The 20794-nt window shown below is 29.0% G+C and carries 24 protein-coding genes and 4 pseudogenes; 2 read left to right on the top strand and 26 right to left on the bottom strand.

What is annotated here, in order from left to right; translation table 11 throughout:
* Window positions 1–543 (bottom strand): annotated as a pseudogene (locus ACJDU8_RS16385) (tyrosine-type recombinase/integrase); the annotation flags it as partial.
* A 69-nt stretch (window positions 544–612) separates the two neighbouring features.
* On the bottom strand, window positions 613–2619 hold the full coding sequence (locus ACJDU8_RS16380; RefSeq protein WP_406793228.1) for an ATP-dependent helicase: 2007 nt from the start codon (window positions 2617–2619) through the stop codon (window positions 613–615).
* 141 nt (window positions 2620–2760) lie between these two features.
* Between ACJDU8_RS16380 and ACJDU8_RS16375 the strand changes: the two genes are divergently transcribed.
* Window positions 2761–4242: a nicotinate phosphoribosyltransferase gene (locus ACJDU8_RS16375; protein WP_406793227.1), complete on the top strand. Its 1482-nt coding sequence runs from the start codon at window positions 2761–2763 to the stop codon at window positions 4240–4242.
* Window positions 4243–4309: 67 nt separating this feature from the next.
* On the opposite strand, the gene ACJDU8_RS16370 is transcribed toward ACJDU8_RS16375, so the two are convergent.
* The 9 genes and pseudogenes from ACJDU8_RS16370 to ACJDU8_RS16330 form a co-directional block, all read right to left on the bottom strand.
* Window positions 4310–4828: a GNAT family N-acetyltransferase gene (locus ACJDU8_RS16370; protein ID WP_406793230.1), complete on the bottom strand. Its 519-nt coding sequence runs from the start codon at window positions 4826–4828 to the stop codon at window positions 4310–4312.
* Between the two features lie 6 nt (window positions 4829–4834).
* Window positions 4835–6154, bottom strand: a pseudogene (locus tag ACJDU8_RS16365) (D-serine ammonia-lyase); the annotation flags it as partial.
* A 69-nt stretch (window positions 6155–6223) separates the two neighbouring features.
* Window positions 6224–6574: a PqqD family peptide modification chaperone gene (locus ACJDU8_RS16360; RefSeq protein WP_406793226.1), complete on the bottom strand. Its 351-nt coding sequence runs from the start codon at window positions 6572–6574 to the stop codon at window positions 6224–6226.
* Complete coding sequence (locus ACJDU8_RS16355; protein WP_406793225.1) at window positions 6564–8483, bottom strand: OPT family oligopeptide transporter; 1920 nt, start codon at window positions 8481–8483, stop codon at window positions 6564–6566. The genes ACJDU8_RS16360 and ACJDU8_RS16355 overlap by 11 nt, the downstream gene beginning before the upstream one ends.
* A 213-nt stretch (window positions 8484–8696) precedes the next feature.
* Window positions 8697–9098 carry a type VII toxin-antitoxin system HepT family RNase toxin gene (gene hepT, locus ACJDU8_RS16350; RefSeq protein ID WP_406793224.1) on the bottom strand — a complete coding sequence of 134 codons (402 nt, stop codon included), beginning with the start codon at window positions 9096–9098 and terminating at the stop codon, window positions 8697–8699.
* Entirely contained in the window at window positions 9091–9507 is a 417-nt protein-coding gene (gene mntA, locus ACJDU8_RS16345; protein ID WP_406793223.1) for a type VII toxin-antitoxin system MntA family adenylyltransferase antitoxin, read from the bottom strand. The genes hepT (ACJDU8_RS16350) and mntA (ACJDU8_RS16345) overlap by 8 nt, the downstream gene beginning before the upstream one ends.
* A 218-nt stretch (window positions 9508–9725) precedes the next feature.
* Complete coding sequence (locus ACJDU8_RS16340; RefSeq protein WP_406793222.1) at window positions 9726–9983, bottom strand: hypothetical protein; 258 nt, start codon at window positions 9981–9983, stop codon at window positions 9726–9728.
* The gene (locus ACJDU8_RS16335; RefSeq protein ID WP_406793221.1) at window positions 9983–10162 is read right to left on the bottom strand and encodes a YjfB family protein; all 180 of its coding nucleotides are present in this window, start codon (window positions 10160–10162) and stop codon (window positions 9983–9985) included. The genes ACJDU8_RS16340 and ACJDU8_RS16335 overlap by 1 nt, the downstream gene beginning before the upstream one ends.
* A gap of 45 nt (window positions 10163–10207) precedes the next feature.
* Complete coding sequence (locus tag ACJDU8_RS16330; RefSeq protein WP_406793220.1) at window positions 10208–10594, bottom strand: nucleotidyltransferase substrate binding protein; 387 nt, start codon at window positions 10592–10594, stop codon at window positions 10208–10210.
* 269 nt (window positions 10595–10863) lie between these two features.
* On the opposite strand from ACJDU8_RS16330, the gene ACJDU8_RS16325 reads away from it, so the two are divergent.
* On the top strand, window positions 10864–11439 hold the full coding sequence (locus ACJDU8_RS16325; RefSeq protein WP_406793219.1) for a Uma2 family endonuclease: 576 nt from the start codon (window positions 10864–10866) through the stop codon (window positions 11437–11439).
* Window positions 11440–11604: 165 nt separating this feature from the next.
* Here ACJDU8_RS16325 and hepT (ACJDU8_RS16320) read toward each other — a convergent pair whose 3' ends face one another.
* From hepT (ACJDU8_RS16320) to ACJDU8_RS16250, 15 genes and pseudogenes are all read right to left on the bottom strand, one after another.
* Window positions 11605–11877, bottom strand: a complete 273-nt coding sequence (gene hepT, locus ACJDU8_RS16320; protein ID WP_406793218.1) for a type VII toxin-antitoxin system HepT family RNase toxin — start codon at window positions 11875–11877, stop codon at window positions 11605–11607.
* 28 nt (window positions 11878–11905) lie between these two features.
* The gene (gene mntA / locus ACJDU8_RS16315) at window positions 11906–12331 is read right to left on the bottom strand and encodes a type VII toxin-antitoxin system MntA family adenylyltransferase antitoxin (RefSeq protein ID WP_406793217.1); all 426 of its coding nucleotides are present in this window, start codon (window positions 12329–12331) and stop codon (window positions 11906–11908) included.
* An 8-nt stretch (window positions 12332–12339) separates the two neighbouring features.
* Window positions 12340–12531: pseudogene (locus ACJDU8_RS16310) on the bottom strand (PD-(D/E)XK nuclease family transposase); the annotation flags it as partial.
* A gap of 78 nt (window positions 12532–12609) precedes the next feature.
* The gene (locus ACJDU8_RS16305) at window positions 12610–13038 is read right to left on the bottom strand and encodes a hypothetical protein (protein ID WP_406793229.1); all 429 of its coding nucleotides are present in this window, start codon (window positions 13036–13038) and stop codon (window positions 12610–12612) included.
* The gene (gene mntA, locus ACJDU8_RS16300) at window positions 13025–13450 is read right to left on the bottom strand and encodes a type VII toxin-antitoxin system MntA family adenylyltransferase antitoxin (protein WP_406793215.1); all 426 of its coding nucleotides are present in this window, start codon (window positions 13448–13450) and stop codon (window positions 13025–13027) included. Before mntA (ACJDU8_RS16300) ends, ACJDU8_RS16305 begins: the two co-directional genes overlap by 14 nt.
* Before the next feature lie 203 nt (window positions 13451–13653).
* Entirely contained in the window at window positions 13654–13902 is a 249-nt protein-coding gene (locus ACJDU8_RS16295; protein WP_406793214.1) for a hypothetical protein, read from the bottom strand.
* 266 nt (window positions 13903–14168) lie between these two features.
* The gene (locus ACJDU8_RS16290) at window positions 14169–14315 is read right to left on the bottom strand and encodes a hypothetical protein (protein WP_406793213.1); all 147 of its coding nucleotides are present in this window, start codon (window positions 14313–14315) and stop codon (window positions 14169–14171) included.
* A gap of 260 nt (window positions 14316–14575) precedes the next feature.
* Entirely contained in the window at window positions 14576–14818 is a 243-nt protein-coding gene (locus ACJDU8_RS16285) for a transposase (RefSeq protein ID WP_406793212.1), read from the bottom strand.
* Window positions 14819–14993: 175 nt separating this feature from the next.
* Window positions 14994–16088: a glycosyltransferase gene (locus ACJDU8_RS16280; RefSeq protein WP_406793211.1), complete on the bottom strand. Its 1095-nt coding sequence runs from the start codon at window positions 16086–16088 to the stop codon at window positions 14994–14996.
* Window positions 16089–16201: 113 nt separating this feature from the next.
* Window positions 16202–16453 carry a hypothetical protein gene (locus ACJDU8_RS16275; RefSeq protein WP_406793210.1) on the bottom strand — a complete coding sequence of 84 codons (252 nt, stop codon included), beginning with the start codon at window positions 16451–16453 and terminating at the stop codon, window positions 16202–16204.
* A gap of 79 nt (window positions 16454–16532) precedes the next feature.
* Window positions 16533–17412 (bottom strand): annotated as a pseudogene (locus tag ACJDU8_RS16270) (AAA family ATPase); the annotation flags it as partial.
* A gap of 143 nt (window positions 17413–17555) precedes the next feature.
* The gene (locus ACJDU8_RS16265; protein WP_406793209.1) at window positions 17556–18575 is read right to left on the bottom strand and encodes an ATP-grasp domain-containing protein; all 1020 of its coding nucleotides are present in this window, start codon (window positions 18573–18575) and stop codon (window positions 17556–17558) included.
* Window positions 18576–18594: 19 nt separating this feature from the next.
* A complete protein-coding gene (locus ACJDU8_RS16260; RefSeq protein ID WP_406793208.1) occupies window positions 18595–19266 on the bottom strand; it encodes a metallophosphoesterase family protein in 672 nt (223 codons plus the stop codon).
* An 8-nt stretch (window positions 19267–19274) separates the two neighbouring features.
* Complete coding sequence (locus ACJDU8_RS16255; protein ID WP_406793207.1) at window positions 19275–20144, bottom strand: NAD-dependent epimerase/dehydratase family protein; 870 nt, start codon at window positions 20142–20144, stop codon at window positions 19275–19277.
* A gap of 6 nt (window positions 20145–20150) precedes the next feature.
* Entirely contained in the window at window positions 20151–20792 is a 642-nt protein-coding gene (locus ACJDU8_RS16250) for an acetyltransferase (RefSeq protein WP_406793206.1), read from the bottom strand.
* Window positions 20793–20794: the final 2 nt, after the last annotated feature.

Genomic DNA, 20794 nt, shown 5'->3' with positions numbered 1-20794 from the left:
CCTAAACAAAATACTCTTTTCTCCAAAATTTATATCTTTAACCAATGTATTTAATAATGTTTCTGCCCTGCATCCTGTTGCTATTAAAAAATTTATTGTAGCCCAACTTTTGTAAGTGCCTATAAGGCATGTTTTTAAATTTGGTTTCTTTAAAAGTTTTATTAGTTCTTCTTCCGTATAAATTTCTTTCTTTTTTTGAGTTACAGTAGGAATTTTAACCTCAAACTTTTTAAGATATTGATGATTAAAACAATATGTTAAAAATGCTTTGGTTTTGATAACAGTTGTTTGATAATAATTGCCCGAATAACCTTCTTTCCCCATCCATACTATATAATTTTCTAATTTATCTTTTGTAAAAGCAGATATTTCGCCTTCTATGTTTACAATTTTAGGAAGAGAATATCTGAAAAATATTTTTTTCGATTCTATCGTTCCATGTGATTGTCCTACGGATACGCAATAGTTCAAGTATTCATCATAAACTTCCTTAATCATCTTATCCTGCTTTTTTACTATATCTGTCAACTTTTTACGACTCATAATTATTCCACCCTCTATATCTAAAGTTTATCTACTCAAATGGATGGAACAAATTTCTTCATATCACTCTTATTTCTTTTCGATTGACAACTGTCCGCTGTAAAACACAGAATTATAAAATCTTCTTTCAATATTATCTAAAAACAATACATTTATATATTCGTTTTTCTTACCAGTTATTTTTCCCTGTCCAAAAACTTTGTGAGCCACACAATCCCCTACTTTCAAACTGAATTCTGGCTGAAAATCTTCTGAACTCTGCAAATTACATTCCCTTATAAACCTGGATACTTCTACCGCTTTGCCCTTTATAGTCCTGCTAAAACACAAATACAGATTATCTATAGCCCTTGTAATACCTACATAAAAAAGTCTTCTCTCCTCTTCTAGGTTATTTAAGATACTATTTGAGTGGGGAATTAATCCTTCACTACAGTTTATTATAAATACATTTTCAAACTCCATTCCCTTCACTCCATGAATAGTACTTAATATAACTGCATTCTCTTCATCTAAATTTTTATTTAAGGATTCTTCTGTATTTTTGATATGTTCTAAAAATAAATCAATACTACTGAAATCCTCACATGCCTCTTTAAATTCATGTATAATATGCTTAAATTCTTCCATGTCTGTATTCAACTTTTTACAATACATATGTAAGTAATCCATATATTCTAATTTATCTAGTATAAATTCTATTCTTTTTTCTGCTTTCATTTTATTTAACTTTTTTATATTGCCTTGAAGTCTATCTATAGCTTTAATTTGGAAAATAGGAATGCCCTCTATATTCTTTAAAATTTCAAAACAATTTTCCCTTATCCCATTATTTCTCACTTTTTCTATATTCATTTTTCCTATGTACCTAAAAGGCTTATTTACTATTCTTATAAAGCTGCCCTTATGACACATATCCACAGCTAATTTGAGATACGCTATTAAATCTCTGCAAATAAAATGATTATAAAAATTATACTGCCCATCTAAGAGTTTAAATTTTATATTGTATTTTAAAAGGTTATCTATTAAACTTCTGGATTCTATATTAGTCCTGTATAGCACAGCTATATTTTTATACTGATACTTACCTTTTTCTATAAGCTCTTTTATAGAATTGGACACATAATAAGCCTGTTCTTTCTCCCTTTCAAAAATTTTGAAATTAATATCCCCTCTATGTAATTTATTACTTTCAATAATTTTGGAATTTCTATTTTTATTGTTACATATAACACGCTGTGATATTTTTACTATATTACTTACACTTCTATAATTTATCTTTAAAAACAGCTTTTTACCGCCACTAAAATATTCATCAAAATTCACCATACATCCTGGGTCAGAGCCTCTGAATCCATATATGCACTGGTCTTCATCACCCACTGCAAATATAGAACCATTTCTCCCAATTAATTTTAAAATATCTATTTGAAGTTTATCACAATCTTGGAATTCATCTACTAATATATATTTAAATAAATCTCTATAATATTTAAGAATATTTTTATCTGTTTCTAAAATATTCTTAACCTCTAGCTGTAAATCATCAAAATCCATCAGATCATTCCTAAGCTTATAATCTTCATATTCTCTAAAACAATTAATGAATACCTGTTTATCAATTTTACTATTAAAGCTTTCTATACTTTCACCTGTATTTTTTAAAAGGGATATGTCATTTAAAACCTCCTTTACTTTTTCATCTCCTATGGAATCCAAATACGACATAAGCACATTTCTAACCAAATTATGAGCTTTAAAGGATTCTACTATACTTATTTTACCTTTATATTTCTTTAATATATTATAAAACAGAGAATGAAAAGTGCCAAAAAAAGGTATAGAATTTGTATCTATAATTGATAAATATCTGCATTTCATATCAATTGCAGAAGCCCTAGTGAAAGTTATTACTACTATATTTTTAGTATCTATATTTATTACATTTGTTAAATAATATATTCTATTTATAATAACTGTAGTTTTACCGGAACCTGGTGGTGCACAAATCATTACATTTTTAAAATTAGTATGGACTGCTTCCATTTGATTCATATCTAAATTATTTATCATATTTCAACCTCCTCAGACATGCTTCATAGGGTGTTAAACTCCAGTCTTGTAATATTTTCTTTTAAGTATTACAATACTTATATATACTTAATTTTTGTCACAATTGTGTGAATTAAAACATAAATAGAGGAGATTTTTATTATGGAGAACGCAAAGAACTTCGACGTAAGAAACGGAAGGAATCTTACTATGCTGGTAGATTTTTACGAGTTTACCATGAACAATGGATATTTCGAAAATAATATAGGCACTAAGATTGCTTATTTTGACATGTTTTTTAGAAGTGTTCCAGATGGAGGAGGATACTGCATTATGGCAGGTGTTCAACAGGTAATTGAATATTTGTCTAATTTAAAGTTTTCAAAGGATGATATAGACTATCTGAGAAGCAAAAATCAATTTTCAGAAGAGTTTTTAAATTACCTGGAAAATTTTAAATTTTGTTGTGATGTATGGGCAGTACCAGAGGGCATTCCTGTATTTCCCAATGAACCCCTGCTAACTGTAAGAGGTCCTGCTATTCAGGCTCAATTTATTGAAACTATGATACTTTTAACCATAAATCACCAGACCCTAATTGCAACAAAAGCAAGTAGAATTTGTAAGGCAGCCTCCGGCAAACCTGTAATGGAATTCGGTTCCAGACGTGCCCAAGGTTACGATGGTGCTATATATGGTGCTAGGGCTTCGGTAATAGGGGGATGTAGTTCTACTGCCTGCACTATAGCAGAGCAGATGTTTGGCATTCCTGCAGTAGGTACCATGGCCCACAGCTGGATACAGCTGTTTCCTTCCGAATATGAATCCTTTAAGGCCTGGGCAAAAGTATACCCTGACAACTGTATACTTTTAATAGATACATATAATGTATTAAAATCTGGTCTGCCTAACGCTATAAAGGTTTTCAAAGAAATTTTAATTCCAAATGGACATAAACCTAAGGGTATAAGAATAGACAGTGGAGACATAACTTATTTAACTAAAAAGTGCAGAAAAATATTAGATGAAGCCGGCCTTGAGGATGTAGATATAGTTATTTCAAACTCTCTGGACGAATTTATTATAAGAGATGTACTAAGTCAAGGTGCTTGTATTGACTCCTTCGGAGTAGGCGAAAGGTTAATAACTGCTAAATCCGAACCTGTATTTGGTGGAGTATATAAACTGGTTGCTGTAGAAAGTGAAGATGGAAGCATAATACCTAAAATAAAAATAAGTGAAAACGAAGAGAAAATAACCAATCCAGGATTTAAAAAGATATATAGAATCTTTAGTAAAAAAGAAAATAAAGCTATTGGAGATTTGATAGCTCTAGGTAACGAGAAAATAAATATAGCGGAACCTATTGAATTATTTGATCCTACTTTTACATGGAAAAAGAAAAAAATAAAAGATTATTACGCAAAAGAACTACTGGTAAAGGTATTTGATAAAGGAGAACTTGTATATGAAAGTCCAAGTGTAATGAATATAAGAAATATAGTACAAGAAGAAATAACTAAATTTTGGCCAGAAATATTAAGATTTGAAAATCCTCACCATTATTACGTAGACTTATCTCAAAATCTTTGGAATTTAAAACAACAATTACTTCATAAGTATTCCGCTACTTATGAAGAATAGTTTAATTTAAATACTTGAAGGGACTATAAATTTTTAAAATTTATAGTCCCTTCAACATGTATCATGATCATTCACTAACTTGCAAAGTCATTACATTTACAATATGCGTTTTATTTTCAAGATCCATACTCACTTCTTTTATTTTTATATATCCTAAACCATGCCAAAAATTAATTCCTTTATAGTTATCTGCAATAACACCTATCCTAAAAAACTTTGCTCCTAATTTAATTGCCCATAGAGCCACTGCTTTGTGTATCTTTTTACCTAACCCATTTCCTCGCTCTTCTGGGGCAATAAGCATTAGTCCAATCATCCATTCCCCAATATCAGGAAAATTCCTAACAATATCAATAATTCCTATTAATTCATTGTTATCTTTAAATACTCCCAAAACAAACTTATCTTCATAACTTTTATTTGGAGGTAACTCCGTAAAGATTTCTTTTATTTTCTCTATAGATGGTAATAACCCATAATGTAATATGTAATAATCTGAACATTTAATACACAAAGCCTCAGTTATTTGAATATCCTCTATTGTAAGAGACTTAATTATATAGCCATCTTGTAGATACAATGGCATATTCCTTCTGCCTTTTTCATAATAAGTCTTCATTATATCTTTTGGAACCATACTTCCTCCCGTGGCCCACGCAATATGAGTGGCATTTTTCATTTTTCCTTTAAGCTCATTATCTTTTGCCAAACTAACCACGCCATAAACCCCTGCTAGTGCAGAAGGTTCAAGTTCAATACTCTCTTCATCTATCATAGCACTTAAAAGCTTATACAATTTTTCATCCTGTACTGTATAGCATCCCTTGATCAAATTTTCCATGGTTTTCCCAACCAATGCAGATGGTCTTCCAACTGCCAGGCCGTCTGCTGCAGTAATGTTATCAATACCAAAATCCTGGACACATACTTTATCATGCATTCCTGTCATAATCCCAATGAGCATACATGGTGAATGAGTGGGTTCTGCAAAAAAGCAGTGCACATTGTCCTTAAATATTAACTTTAATCCAAAGGCAACTCCTCCCGGTCCTCCTCCCACTCCACAGGGAAGATATACAAAAAGAGGATGTTTTTCATCTACCATAACATGAATTTTATTTAATTGTTCTTTTAATCTATAGGCTGCCACTGCATATCCCAAAAACAAATTAATTGAATTTTCATCATCCACAAAATACATGTTGGGTTCTTTTTGTGCCTGCTGCCTGCCTTCCTTTACAGCAACGTTGTAATCAGAATCATATTCAATAACAGTAACCCCTTTGCTTCTTAAAAGATCCTTTTTCCACTGTCTTGCATCTTTTGACATATGTACAAACACTTTAAATCCAAGTCTGGCACTCATTATTCCAATACTCAACCCCAAATTTCCAGTAGAACCTACTGCAATAGAATATTTTGAAAAGAATTTTTTAAATTTGCAGCTATCTATAATAGAATAGTCATCTTCAACTTTAAGTAGATTATTTTTAATTGCCAGATCTTCTGCATGCTTTAATATTTCATATATACCACCTCTTGCTTTAATAGACCCAGATATGGGAAGCTTGTTATCGCATTTCAACAAAAATTCACCTGGAATATCTAACTCAAACATTTCTTCTATTTTTTTATGCATATGTGGTATTTTAGCTATAGGTGATTCTATAATTCCATTTGTACTTTTAGTTTCCGGAAAAACTTTCACAATGTAGGATTTAAATCGCTTTAGCCTTTCTTCTGCAGCATTTACATCTTTCTCCGACAATGGTATTTTCCTCATAGCATCCTCAAATTGCTCATATAATGGATTGACCCAAAGTACTTCTTCTTTTGCAATTATACTGGACATAAGGGGATATTCTGATATCCATTGTTCAATGGTTTTTCCTTGAATTGTTCTATTCTCCATTTATAGTTTTTCTCCCGTTTAGCATGTTTACTAAAAGATGACAGCTGTAATATGCTGCCATCTTCTTTATTACAAATTTGTTTTTTCTATATAATGACAATTAACATCAATATGATTTAAAAATAGTAATAACCTTTCATAGATTGGATGAATTTTATCACCATACTTTACTTCTAGATTTTCCCCAATATCTTTTACAGTTTTATTACCATCTATTTGTAGAAATACATAACTTCCGTACTCATCCATAGTAATTTTTTTATATTCCGGGATTCTGAATTTAAGCTTTCTAAAAAACTTTTGGATCTTGTGCTCTTGTTTTTCAAGTATAGTCACAATATGGTCTTCATCAACTTCATATTCCAAGTTATCTGAGATTTTAAATATTATATTTAAAACGTCCTCGTTGTTATTCATCATTTTTTACTTTAGTTTTAAGTATAGGTATCATGGACACTATTACAAGAACTACTAACATTACAAATGCCATTCCATTAGTAGCTGCAAATCCGCTTGGACCATTTCCTTTTACAATGCCTGATACTTGAAGTATTATACCAATAAGTCCTATTATAGATCCACCGGCAACAAGTCCGGATGATAAACTTACACCATTAGAAACTTTAGCTTCTTTCTCTTTCTCAGTTTTAGAAATCCTTTCCACGAATAAACGAACGAATGCACCTATTAATATTATAGAAGTGGTAGATATCGGTAGATAGAATCCTATAGCAACTGTCATTACAGGAAGTTTTACCAAGAATAGAACAGCTCCCATAACAGCTCCAACAATTATCATGACCCATGGTAATTTATTTGACATTATACCTGCAGTCAACGTTGACATCAAATTAGCCTGAGGTAGTGCAAACGGTACGTTATCACCAGTCATTGCAAGTTGACTTGAAAGTAATAATATGACACCAGTAACTACTGCAACACCAACTACACTAGCTATGGCAAAATATTTTTGCATTTCATTCTTGTCACCGCCAACTATAAAAGTAACTTTTTGTGATTGACTGTAACCACCCGCTGCAGCTATGGCAGTAACTATAAATGTACCAAATAATAGCAGAGATCTGTTATCTCCAATGTTTTTCCATCCCATTCCTACAAATAATAATGTGACAATAACTATAGAAGCTATAGTCATACCAGATACAGGAAGGTTTGAAGTTCCTATAGTACCAGTTAAACGACCGGTGACTATAACAAATAGCAAGGATAACAATAGTGATAAAATAGAAGCAATTATCGCCATTAATATGTTACCACCAGATACCATAAAACCGCCTATAAAACCTATTAATATACCACCCAGTAATATTAGGTTTTCAGCAGATGAACTACCTGTCCCCTTTGAAGACTTGGCATTAAGAGTTTCCTTTATAGAAGACCCTATAGTTGGTATAAGTCTTATAGCACTTATCAAGCCGCCAGAAAGCATCATACCTGCCCCGATATATTTTACATAACTACCTGCTATGTCTTTAACCTGCATAGCGTTTATAGCAACATGCGGATTATTCCATACTGATGAACCACCTTGTCCCAAAGAGGTAAAGTAGCCTATTAAAGGCATAACAGCAAAATTAGATAATATAGAGCCAGCAAACATAGTCAAAGCTACTTCCATACCAACTATAAATCCTATACCTAATAATAGTGGGTTAACTTCAACTTCAAATTTCCACTTGTAAAAGGATTCGTTTACATAACTTATAACATTGTTAGCCACATTTAGAAATGAACTAGTTAAAACAGTTATAACACCGCCTATTCCAAATCCAATTCCCATGTACTTGATTGATTCTTTAGCACCTTCTGAAGCAACAAGTGTTTCAGATATAGCCATTGACTCAGGATACATTAATTTACCATGTTCTTCAACTATTAAATAATTGTAAACAAGGGAAGCTATTCCTATACCGAATAAAGCTCCACCTACACCAACAACAAAACCTTCTAAGAAAGAAACTTTTGAACCTATTAAAAGGACTGCTGGTAAAACAAATATCATACCACTAGCAATGGATTCTCCACCACTTGACATACCTTGAAGTAAGTTTTTACCAAGGATACCTTTTTGTTTAGCACATATAGTTATAAATACGGAACCTAATATAGAGCCAGGTATGCCTGCGGCAACTGTAAGCCCTGCTTTCATACCTGAATAAGCAGTAGATGCTGCAAATAGCACAGCTAGAAGAATACCGATTATTAACACAGCAGCATTTCCACCAGATTTAGAACCACTGGAAATATAGGGAACATAATCTTTACCAGATATGCCGCCATAAGCACCTTTAGATAATTTTTTATTCATAATATACCTCCTTTTTTAATTTTTGCAACACTTATGATGTTCTATCTCCCATTTATAACCTCCTCCTAATATTAGAACATCTATTATTAATAAGATATTTATAAAATAGTGCTTATTTATATTTCATCATAAAAGCAAAAAAAAAGCAATGCATGTAATTATCTGATTTTTATTTTTTAACTATAATTCCAATGTCAATCTAAATTTTCTTTTTCATCTTTCAATCATTAGAGTTGCAAATTTTTTTAAATCATATATATGATTCTCAATTACTTCTTTTACTATATCCAAATTTACTGTTTGATAATCGTGGACGGCTATATTCCTAAACCCAAGCATAGATTTCAAATTACTGGCAAGTTTTGCATCTATAATATTGTTATAGAACAAGAATTCGAATGCATCCCTGCTGCTTTGGGGTATACCAAGCTTTCTTTCTGATATTATATTCATAGCTAAATCTATGGAAGCTTCACATGCTCTTTGAATATTTAGAATTATAGAATCCTGCTTGGTATAATTCCTTAAATTTTCAGGATTATTGTCATATTCCTCATTTATCCTGTTTATACATCTTTCAATAATGGCTATTTTATTTAATATTACATCACTCATATACGCCACCTCTCTCTTTTATACTTTTTAATATTACTTCTCTTTCTTCATTTAAAGTAGCATACTCCTTAAATGCATACATTTCAAAGTAGGCTCTTCTCTTATCATCAGTACAGTATATACTATTACCTCTAGCTATTATCTGAACTTTAAACACCGTAGATGCTTTATTTAAATCAATCAGATCAACATCCATTTTCAATATGTCTGCAAGTTTCTGTGCCAACATAAACACTTCATAAGATGTAAATTCATTATCACTTATAAAAGCTATGTCTATATCACTATCTTCTCTAAAAATTCCATTTATAGCTGACCCAAATAAATATATTAAACATGGATTTACATTCTTTATAAGAAATTTAATTATTATATCTATATTGTTTTCACTTATATTCAATGAATTCATATAATTAACATCTGCTACTTAAAATATGTAAAACATATCCATATAAAGATTTTTACTGCTAAGTAGCAGTCCCTCCTTATCTTTTATTTTTCTTTAAACTTTCATATTTAACAATTATTATAACATAATATCAATATTCAAACCATTTCATATCATAATTTCAATCAAATCCCCACGGCAAAATGAGCACCAATAGCTATTTCTCTAGTTACTGATGCTCACTTTAATATTTTTCCATCTTCTATTCTTCTACTTTCTCCATCTAGTGCTCTGACCTGTACTGCTAAATAATTTAGCGTAACATTTAGTTCTTTCAGTTCCTTTTCAGTAAAATTCCCCTGTTTAGCTTGCTCTGCTAATTGTTTCATTTGCCTAAGCTTTCCTTCAATAATATCCAGCATCCTCTGCCTGTACTGCACCAACTGTAATTCCTGCTCCAATTGTCGCTTTAGTTCCTCTTTTTCATCCATCTTCATTAGGCAGTGACATCCAGATGGCTGCCTAAATTAGGGTTTACTGCAACATTTTTTATCATTTCTGTCATCTGTGCAGCATTTTTTTCGCCATCATTCATAGCCATCTTCATTACTGCTATGCCAGCTGATTGCTGTACCTTTGATTGGCTCATTACACTTGATAGTGCTGCTATATCCATAATAATCCCTCCAAATATTTATCTTAATCTCATAAACAAAGTTCATCATCCTTTTAACAATTTTTCCAAATCATTAAATTCATCAATATACATTTTTTTAATCCTTTCAACTATGCTTTTAGCAGTTGCTTCATCATACACATGAGATGTTCTATTTCTATCTAACATCATCTCAATCCACAAATCTCCATTAGATATTATCTTATGCTTAAAAGCTACTCTTATAGTGCTTCTTGGCGATAAAGCTTCATCTAATACTCCTTGATTCTCTAAATATATCTTCATGGCCTTCCAACTCTGATCAAATGTGAATTCAAATCTTTGAATAATGCCGTCTATTATTATATCGTCTGTAATGTCTTTTTCTAAAGCTTCTCTTAATCTTCTCAATGCATTTATAAAATCATATATCCTTTCATCCAATTTCTTCATTATATATAATAACACCTTCCCTTAGTATATTATCTATTAATTCCTCTTTTTCCTTCATTCATAAGTTAAAGTGATTTTAGTAATTCTATAATTATTGACACAAGTTACAGCACCTTGTGATTTTCAGAGTATTTGATATACTATATATATAATTATTGATAAAAGGACTTCATCAAGTATATTCAGAGATTCACTATCACCAGTAAATTCAAAAAACATTTTTTCTTAAATTTCGTTTTTTAATTCTGAGGACAAAAAGGAGTGATTTTATGTCATTACCACAAGAAAAGAAAAAATATACTTATGCCGATTATTTAGCATGGCCAGAAGAAGAAAAATTTGAATTGATAGATGGAATACCCTATATGCAAGCTGTACCATCGTGGCAACATCAAAGTATATCAACGGAATTAATTACCCAATTTTCAAACTACTTAAAAAATAAACCATGTAGGGTATTTCATGCACCTTTTGATTTAAGGTTACCAGATGAAAACGAAAATGATAATGAAACTACAACGGTTGTTCAGCCCGACATAGTAGTTATATGTGATAAAAAAGGATTAAAAGATACAGGTTACTATGGTACACCTCCATTAATAATAGAAATATTATCCCCTTCAACTGCAAGAAAAGACAAATTATATAAGTTAAATAAATATGAAGCCACAGGTGTAAAAGAATACTGGATGATTGAACCTGACTTAAAACTTGTAAGTGTATTCAAGCTACAGGAAAACAAAAAATATGGAAGACCCGAAATGTATACAGAGGAAGATTTTATCGAAGTATCTATTTTTTCTGATCTTATAATTGATTTAAATCTAGTATTTGCTTCCATTTAATACATGTATAATTATTGTGAAAGCATAGAATTTGAACACGCTTTCACAATAACCTTTTGTTAAAATGGATTCTTTAATTCTATATCCTTAACCTGCAGATTCTATTTTTCTACTTTCTCCTTTTAGCGCTCTAACTTAAGAAAATGGTATACTATGAAATTAAAATTACACATATTCTATTATTATTTTTGTAAACTCTTCCATATCTCTTAAATTATTGTTTATTATTTCATACACCAATCCTCTATCCAACTTCATATAATCATGAACTAGGATATTTCTGAATCCAGCCATGTTACACAAGTTTATTTTTATTTTTTCATCAAGTATATTATTTTCATATAAAACTAAAAATATATCTTTGTTATTTTCTGGTTTTCTATATCCCATATCTGATATGACATGATTTCCTATATCAAGAATACATTCAATACTCAAATGAAGAAACCTTTCAGCAGCTCCATAATCATCCTCTAAAAAATTCTCCCTTTTTTATTTTTTCAATCATAGCATTATCATATATATCAGAATAATACTTAAAATCAAAGTACTCTCTTAGAGCTAAGGATTCAAAATCACCTATTTCATCATGATCTTTAATGACTATTCCATTGTAAATTACTTCATATTTTAATAACAAAGGTGCATTATTCAAAGAAACTATATCTACATCTTTCTTAAAAAAAGCCTTCCCCTCTTCTATAATATCTCCTCTTATATAAGCATCTTCTACAAGAGAGATTTCTTCTGCAAAATATACTGCTATATCTATATCACTACTTTCCAAAGCCTTACCATTTGCTTGTGAGCCAAAAATGTAAGCAAATTTTATATTGTATTTTTTATTTATCTTTTCAATAAAATGTTTAGCTTCATCTATAATATGCTCCATTTGTAACCACCTTCTCTATAGCTTGCTATGTTATATGAATTTTTTAATTCTATATCTTTAGCCTGTTCATCTTCTGAAAGCACTGAATTCATAAATGAAATTAATATGTCCTTATTTTCAGAGCTTGCAAATAATTTCTTAAATGCAAAGTCTACTTTAGGATAATAGTCCCCTGCAGCAAAATAAGCACCTACAGCCACTATTTCCAGCCATTAGTGCTCTGACCTGTGCTAAATATTTAACCTCGCATTTAGTTCCTTCAGTTCCCTGCATTAAGCTTACAATTTCCTATAAATTTTCTTCATTATATCTACTACTTCTCCCATTTTATCTTTATTCTTTTCTAAAAAAATTATAATTTCTTCTATACTAGGCTGCTTATAAATATGTGCTATTCTATTTCTATATCTTCTATATATATTTAAAAAATCCAGTAAATTTTTATCTATGATTTTACTCTCGTATAGTTTTATTAAAGACTTTTCCATATCATCGCTAATCTTATACAATTTTAATTCTTTTAAACACATAGATGTAAAACTCTCAATTAATATAAAATACTCTAAAAAAGTTTGTTTTACCGATGATTTTATTAAACTATTTAAATCTTCATCTTCAATTTCCTCTAATTTAAGTAGCGCTTTATTTAAAAGAGTCATTGTTTCTTCTATGTTTTTTATCAAATCATACAATCTAAGCTTGTTCATCAAAAATCAAATCCCTTTCTCTGAAAAATCTAAAGGTTTCATTTTCCTTATATACCCTTTCCACTTCCATATAATCTAAATCATATAAATTACAATGGTCATCATCATATATAATTTTTCCGTTATCATATATACTAACTTTCATATTTAACTGAGTATCTTCTGATTTTAAATCAACTATATCTACATCTCTATTTAAAAGTTTTTCAAAAAATTCTTCCATAATCATTATTACATCAGTAGTAATTTTATTTTTACTTAAAATTGCAATATCTACATCAGAATATTCTTGAAAATTCTCTGTTAGAATACTACCAAATACTATAGCTGTGTTTATTCTATTTTGTTTAAATATATCTATTGCCTCTTTTGATCTTAGCTTATCTAATATATTTATTTTACCACTATCCATAATAATATTGTCACTTCCTTTACATTCTATAAAACTAGCATATACTTAAAATACTACTATATATATTTTTCCACATTGCATATAGTTTAAACACCAAAAACAATAAGCTATCATAGCTACTTTCTAAACATTAGTGCTCATTCTAATGTTTTTCATACTCTATTCTTCTTACCCAGAACTTAGACACTTAAAAAATACGAGAACTAGTCACTTAGGATCCAAAGAGTACCTAGATTAGAATCTACATTAATTACATTTCCTAGCCCTCTTAGTGACTTAGCAAAAGATTTAGGTTTTTTTATTAATGCAAGTTCCTTTGTATCATCATCATAAACAAGCAGTACTTCTTCTTCTAATTTTGTTTCAATGATTTCCAATACATCATCAGGTATTAGAACTACATTATAATCATCATTAGGAATATTTTTATTAGTATTTTTTTTAAATTCCATGAGAACGCCTCCCTATTTAACAATTATTATAACATAATATCAATATTTTAAGCCATCTCATATTATATAGTCCCTATCAAGCAAATCCCCATAGCAAAATGAGTACCAATAGCTATTTCTCTAGTTACTGATGCTCATTTTAATATTTTTTCATCTTCTGTTCTTATACTTTCTTCGTACAATGCTCTAACCTGCGCTGCATCCACTACAATTCCTTCTCCAATTGTTGCTTTAGTTTCTCTTTTTTATCCATCAGAGCTAAGCACTTACATCCAAAGAGTATTTAGATTAGAAGCTACATTCATTACATCTATGCTTAATTTTTGATATTTCTTTTTTAGTTGTATTACCTTTTCTTTAGACAGCTCAGTTATATCAACTATATCTGCTATGCTATCTCCTCGTTTTAGCATTTTTACAGCTCTTACATTTTATCACATATCCATGATTTAAACACTTAAAAAATAGCTACCAGAGTGTATATTACAACTGACAACTATTTAAGAGAATTTTTCAGTATTTACATAAAAGGTATACTAGGAACTTAAATCTGCCAAAATAAACCACATCAAGTTTCTACTTAAAATTATTTTCAAAATAAGTAATCACCTCAGAGGTGCTAGGAGATACTCAAGAGTATTTAGATTAGAAGCTACATTCATTACATCTATACTTAATTTTGATATTTCTTTTTTATATGTTTATCTTTTGTTTTTACTTGAAGATGAACATGATTTGTCATTAGTGTATATGAAATAATTTCATATCTTTTTTCATAATATTCTAGTGCTTCTTTTAAATTCTCCAAATACACTAAATAATCCTCTTCTTCTTTAAATATATCACTTCGTCTATTCCCCCTACTGCTTACATGATACATTGCATTAGGATACCATATTAATTTTTTATTAGCCATTTCATTCTCCTATTACATTTATTTCTTTAAGAAGAATTATTGACATCTCTCTTACTTCTAATCATTCACTATTTTTTCCAAGTCACAGTTACCCCTGCGAAGGCGGAACGGCTGAGCTTCTCAATTAACATATCGACTTTACCATGGCAAAGCCTTTATCTTTGTGCACTCACAGCTACTCTTGGAAGTTGTTTAAATTCATCTGTGCCCTAATCCTTTTTAACGCTGGCTCATATTCTCCACACTTTCTGTAATACTCTAAAGCCTTATCCTTAACACCAAGTACATCATATATAACCCCTACATTATAATAGGCTGAAAAACTGGTAACTCCTTCTACCTTTCCATATGGAAACCTTGTACAATATAAAAAGCTTTCTACTGCTTTTTCAAACATAGCATTATTCATATATACTAATCCCATAAGAAAATTAAAATCCGGATTATTCTTATAAATTTCTGCAACATTTTCAAGAATTAAAGCATCAGAACACCTTTCACTGTTAATCAATGAATATCCATAGGTTTCTACAAGATTTGATACATATTCTAAATAATAATCTAAGTCAAAGGTTAACGCCTTTTCAAAATATAAAGCAGAAGTTTTATAATCTTTTAGCTGATAATAGGATTTTCCCAATTGATAGTAAAGATATGGATCTTCGGTTTTTAAGCTTATAGCTAATTTTAACATATCAATATTTCTTTTAATTTTATTCGTTCTATTTAAAACTTCTTTTGTGTAACCTATATGATCTGATGTTATGTCTAGCCGTTCTGTTTCGTAATTCTGTCCATCTTTAGAAGCTACTTGCTCATGTATTATTCCTTCATAATAAAAATACCTTTTGTTAAAAAGCCTATTAACCCACTCTGTATATTTCTTGCCCTCAAAAGCTTCTTCCATTATATTTATTCTTTTTAACCTGCCAACTTTATTTTCATTTGAATGATTATTCATAAATTTATCCACAGAATATCTAAAAAAGTCAGTAACAACTTCATCTGCATCTAACACAAGTATCCATTCACCTGGTGCTTTCGATATAGAGTAATTTCTGGCCTTAGAAAAATCATTACACCATTGAAAATCATATATTTTATCTGTAAATTCTGATGCTATGCTCTTTGTATTATCTGTAGACCCTGTATCTACAATAATTATTTCATCTACAAAGGCCGCTACTTTTGAAAGACAGTTTTTTAGACTCTTTTCCTCATTTTTAACTATCATACATAAACTTAAAATACTTTTTTTGCTAGTTTCCATATTTATTATTTTACTCCTTAACAGTATACTTTCTATTTATATATATTTTACCACATTCACTTTTCTTTAAACACAAAAAACAATCATCAGCAGCTTACTTCAGCTGATGATGCTCATTTAATCATTCCACCATTTTCAGTTTTTCTACTTTCTTCATCCAATGCATTAACCTGCGTTGCTAGGTTGTTCAGTTTAGCATTTAGGACTTCAAGTTCCTCTTTTGTCTTATTTCCTTCTTTAGCATACTCCTCTATTTCTCTCATTTGCATTAGTTTTTTGTCAATTAAATCCAGCATCTTCATCCTGTACTTTACCCACTGAAGTTCCTGTTCTAATTCTTGCTTTAGTTCTTCTTTTTCATCCATCACATCAACTCATTTATTTATTATTTTTTACACATCATAGTTACATTAGTAGTGGGATGCTTTAAAACTTAAAAATTATCTAGCAGTAAACTTCTAATACCTTTTTTCCTTATTACCTACATTAACATTAACTTCTTCTACTTTTCCTGATTCTTTTCTAAGTTTTCTAGAATCAAATATTAATAAATATCCTTCATCTAATCCATATTGCTCTAAATATTCACCCAATTGAAGAAGTCCTTTGTTATGATACTCTTCACCACGCCATATTTTTAACTCTAATATATACATTTTATTATTATAAGTTATAACTATATTGAATCTTTTTTCTTCTCCACCCTGCACTTCTTTAAATGCAAAACCTGTGCCATTTATTATTGGGCTTACAAAAGCTAAAAAGAGTAACCTACCATCCACTTCTAAAAATTTCTCTCTTTTTTCTGAATACTCATGACTCATAAATTCTTGAAATTTTATAAGTGTTTTTTTTACATCTAAACTTCCATCTTCTTTTATAAAGCTTGATTTTTCATTATAAAAACTTACATCACTTGATGTTTCTATTATGGAACTCATGTAATCATATATTATCTGCTCATATATTCTGTTATTTATTTTTAAGTTATTATCTTCATTTTTAAATATTCCATAAAGTATTCCTATGTTTATAATTGGATTATTCATATTATAATTAATTTTATTTCCATCTATAATTAGATTCTTTACCATTTTTTTAATTTACTATTGTTTTCAATATTTTTAATTAAGCTTTCAAAATTTGTATTACTGTCTCGTAAAATCTTTTTTACAGCCCCATCCATATATTCTTTTTTCCACTGTAAATCATTATCTGGCATTATTTTTTCATCTATTATCTTACAGAGCTTACTTACAAGGAAAGGATACCCTGAAGTATAAAAATGAAGTCTTTCCGAAAAGTATTCCTTATCTAATTTTACTCCCTATAACTTATCCAAGTATATATATACTTGGTACATCTAATTCTTCTACATGTGCCCTTAAAATAAATAACTTTTTCTCATTGTTTTATATAATAAAATCTTAAGTCATGATGTATCTTTAATTTAAATGTAATCTTTAATTATGTTATATCACTTTCTATAATGCTCCTAAGAATAAGTTTATCGCTGTAATTAAAACTCACATTTTCCTCTAGTATGTTTTGTCTTATCATATTTGCAGGTTCGTTATAACCTACTATTGCTCTTAAAGACGTTGTTCCTGATAATCGAGGATTTATTTCAAAAATTAAAAGCTTATCATTTTTAACTCTTCCTTGAATATTAATTGGGCCTCTTGAATTGAGCTTTTTTGCAATTAATTCTGCTTGTTTTTTTATATTTTCATCATGTATAAATTCACCTTGAGAAATACCGGATGAAATAAGCATGGATTTACCATTAACATTTATTTTTTTACTCGTAGATAGACCATTATTTATTATTCTCTTTAAAATTATAGAACTAATTACATTTCCATTTTTATCTGAAGAAATTCCTATGGTATATTCATTATTATCATAACCAATATACTCCTGAGCTACTATATCAATATCAAGCTTTAACATATACTCAGTAAATAGCTTTAATTCCCAACTATCAAAAGCAATATATACATGAGAAGATCCTCCCGAACCAGTACTTGGTTTTAAAATAACTGGAAAATAATCAATTGATTCTATAGCTGATATGCAATTAATTTTATTATATTTAGGAAGTAAAATTCCTAATTTATTTAACCTTTCATATGTTTCAAATTTATCCATGCATAACTCTATGATTTCTCTACTATTAATAGCAATGTATACATCATTAAATTTTTCTCTATTTTTATTAAAAAATCTTAATTCTGGTTCTGAGCCTGGAAAAATCGCTTTTATATTATATTTTATTATTATATCTCTTATATTTTGCTCATACTTAAAATCTGATGCAGGTGGTATTGTTAAAAATTCATCAACATCTTTCTTATTAAAGCATATATCTGTTATATCTGTTCCTACAATGAATAATTTTAAGTCAGATATCTTTAAAGCTTTTAATATTTGTTCACCAAAACCTGCACCACCAATGCCAGTTATTAAAATATTAGTATCATCCATACAATCACCACCTTAATTATTAATCTATATTCTTTGTAAATATATCTATCAACATTTTATCATATCCGTTATTCATTAAATTATAAACATATGTTTTAATATCATATTCAACACTTATTATTTTCCATTTATTTTTATCTAAATCCATTATACAAAATGATGGTTTCCAAGTGTTATCTCTTTGCTGACCAACTGAACCTGGGTTTATTATTATATGATTTTTAACATTCAGATAATTTTTTCTATGAGTATGGCCGTGAAAATAATAATCATATATTTTTATATCATTAAATTTATTTAAAATATCATCTTTACCCTTTAAATAAAACTGACAATCATCTTTAAATGAGTGACAAAAACAATACTTTTTATTTTTATATTCAAAATCAATAGATTCTGAACATTTTTTTAAAAATAAAACATTTTTATTACTTAACAATTTTCTATGTCTATTAACTCCATATATTTTTTCATTTTCTATTTTATATTTTATTTCACCTAAGATAAATTTGTCATGATTACCTTTAACACATTTAAAATCATAATATTTTAAACATTCAATAACTTCATTAGGTTTATCATAATATCCTACCATGTCTCCTAAACATATTTTAAAATCGCAACCTAATTTATTTATTTCATCAACAACCTTTTCCAACGCATTAAAATTAGAATGAATATCCGAAATCACAGCTATCCTCATTTATTATTCACATACCATTCTATATATCTTTTCAATCCAGTATAAATATCATAATTTGGTTTAAAACCTATTTCCTTATATGCTCTATTATAATCATAAATCGGTCTGAAATTTTCCTGTATATCAATATACTCTCCAACATTAATTTTAGATTTCGATTTACATATATCTTTTATTATTTTAGCTAAATTCAACATAGATGTATTATTATCAGAAACAATACTATATACTCCATTTATTTTATTATTAGTATTGATAAACATTTCAATTGAATTTATCACATCATCAACATAAATAAAATTTTGTTCTCTTTTACCAGTGCCATATACATTAATATCCAAATCTATTAAAGCATTTTTAATAAATATATTTATTACACTTTTAGAATTTGAATATGCTCCATAAGGTGATGAAATTCTTAATGACGCAGTTTCAACTCCGTTATTTTCCATCATAGCACAAACATGCTCACCATGAATCTTCGATAAAGTATAATAGTCCTCTATTTTATAATTTTTATAATCTTTCATTGAACCAAAACTTGATATATAAATAAACTTTTTAATATTTCTCTTCAGTGAAAATTTATATAAATTATCCATCATTAGTACATTAGGTAAAAAAACATTATTAAATTCTACATTTTCAAATGAAGACGGTATCGCTGATGCCAAATGGACCACACATTCAATAATTTCATTTTGTAACCTTTCTCCTATGTCATTATAATTTTTTTCAAATTTTATGCAACTTACATTATCAGAAGTTGTTCCAAAAAAATATTTATTTTTTTTATCATTTTCCAATTTCATCTTAATATTTTTTCCTATAAAACCATTACTTCCAGTTATCAATATACTCCTCAATATAAATCACTCCGAAACATTATATAACTTTTTTATAACTGCTGGATTTCCAGCTACTAAACAATTTGAAGGAACATCTTTGATGACCACTGCACCCGCTGCAACAACAGAATCTTTTCCAATATTTATACAATCTATTATAGTCGCATTTGTACCGATAAAAACACCTTCATTAACATTAACACATCCTGCAATACTAACACCTGGAGCAATAAAAACATTGTTTCCAATTTTAGAATGATGTGATATTGTAGCACCAATATTAATAAAACTACATTCTCCTACTGTTACATAATTATCTACTATTACTCCCTGATTAATTATTGTTCCATTGCCGATATTTGTTTCAGAAGAAATGATAGCATTATCTGCTATAAATGATATAAACGATACTTTCATTTCTTTAATTTCTTTATATCTTTTATACCTTTTTTTCATATTGCTATACCCGACGCAATATAACAAATCAATATTTTTCATATTTACTTTATTAATATCATATTTTTCTTCTATAAAGCCATCATCAAAAACATTTTTAATTATGATATTTTCATTATTCAGTAAAGGTTTTACCTGTTCATATATTGCTCCCCCGCCAAAAACATTAATACCATTTACTTTATAAATAAAGTTATCCTTATAAAGCATAT

Source organism: Candidatus Clostridium eludens (assembly GCF_045310515.1).
Taxonomy (GTDB): Bacteria; Bacillota; Clostridia; order Clostridiales; family Clostridiaceae; genus Clostridium_B; species Clostridium_B eludens.
Note: the sequence above shows the minus strand (reverse complement) of the source record. Positions and strands in the feature narration are given on the sequence as shown.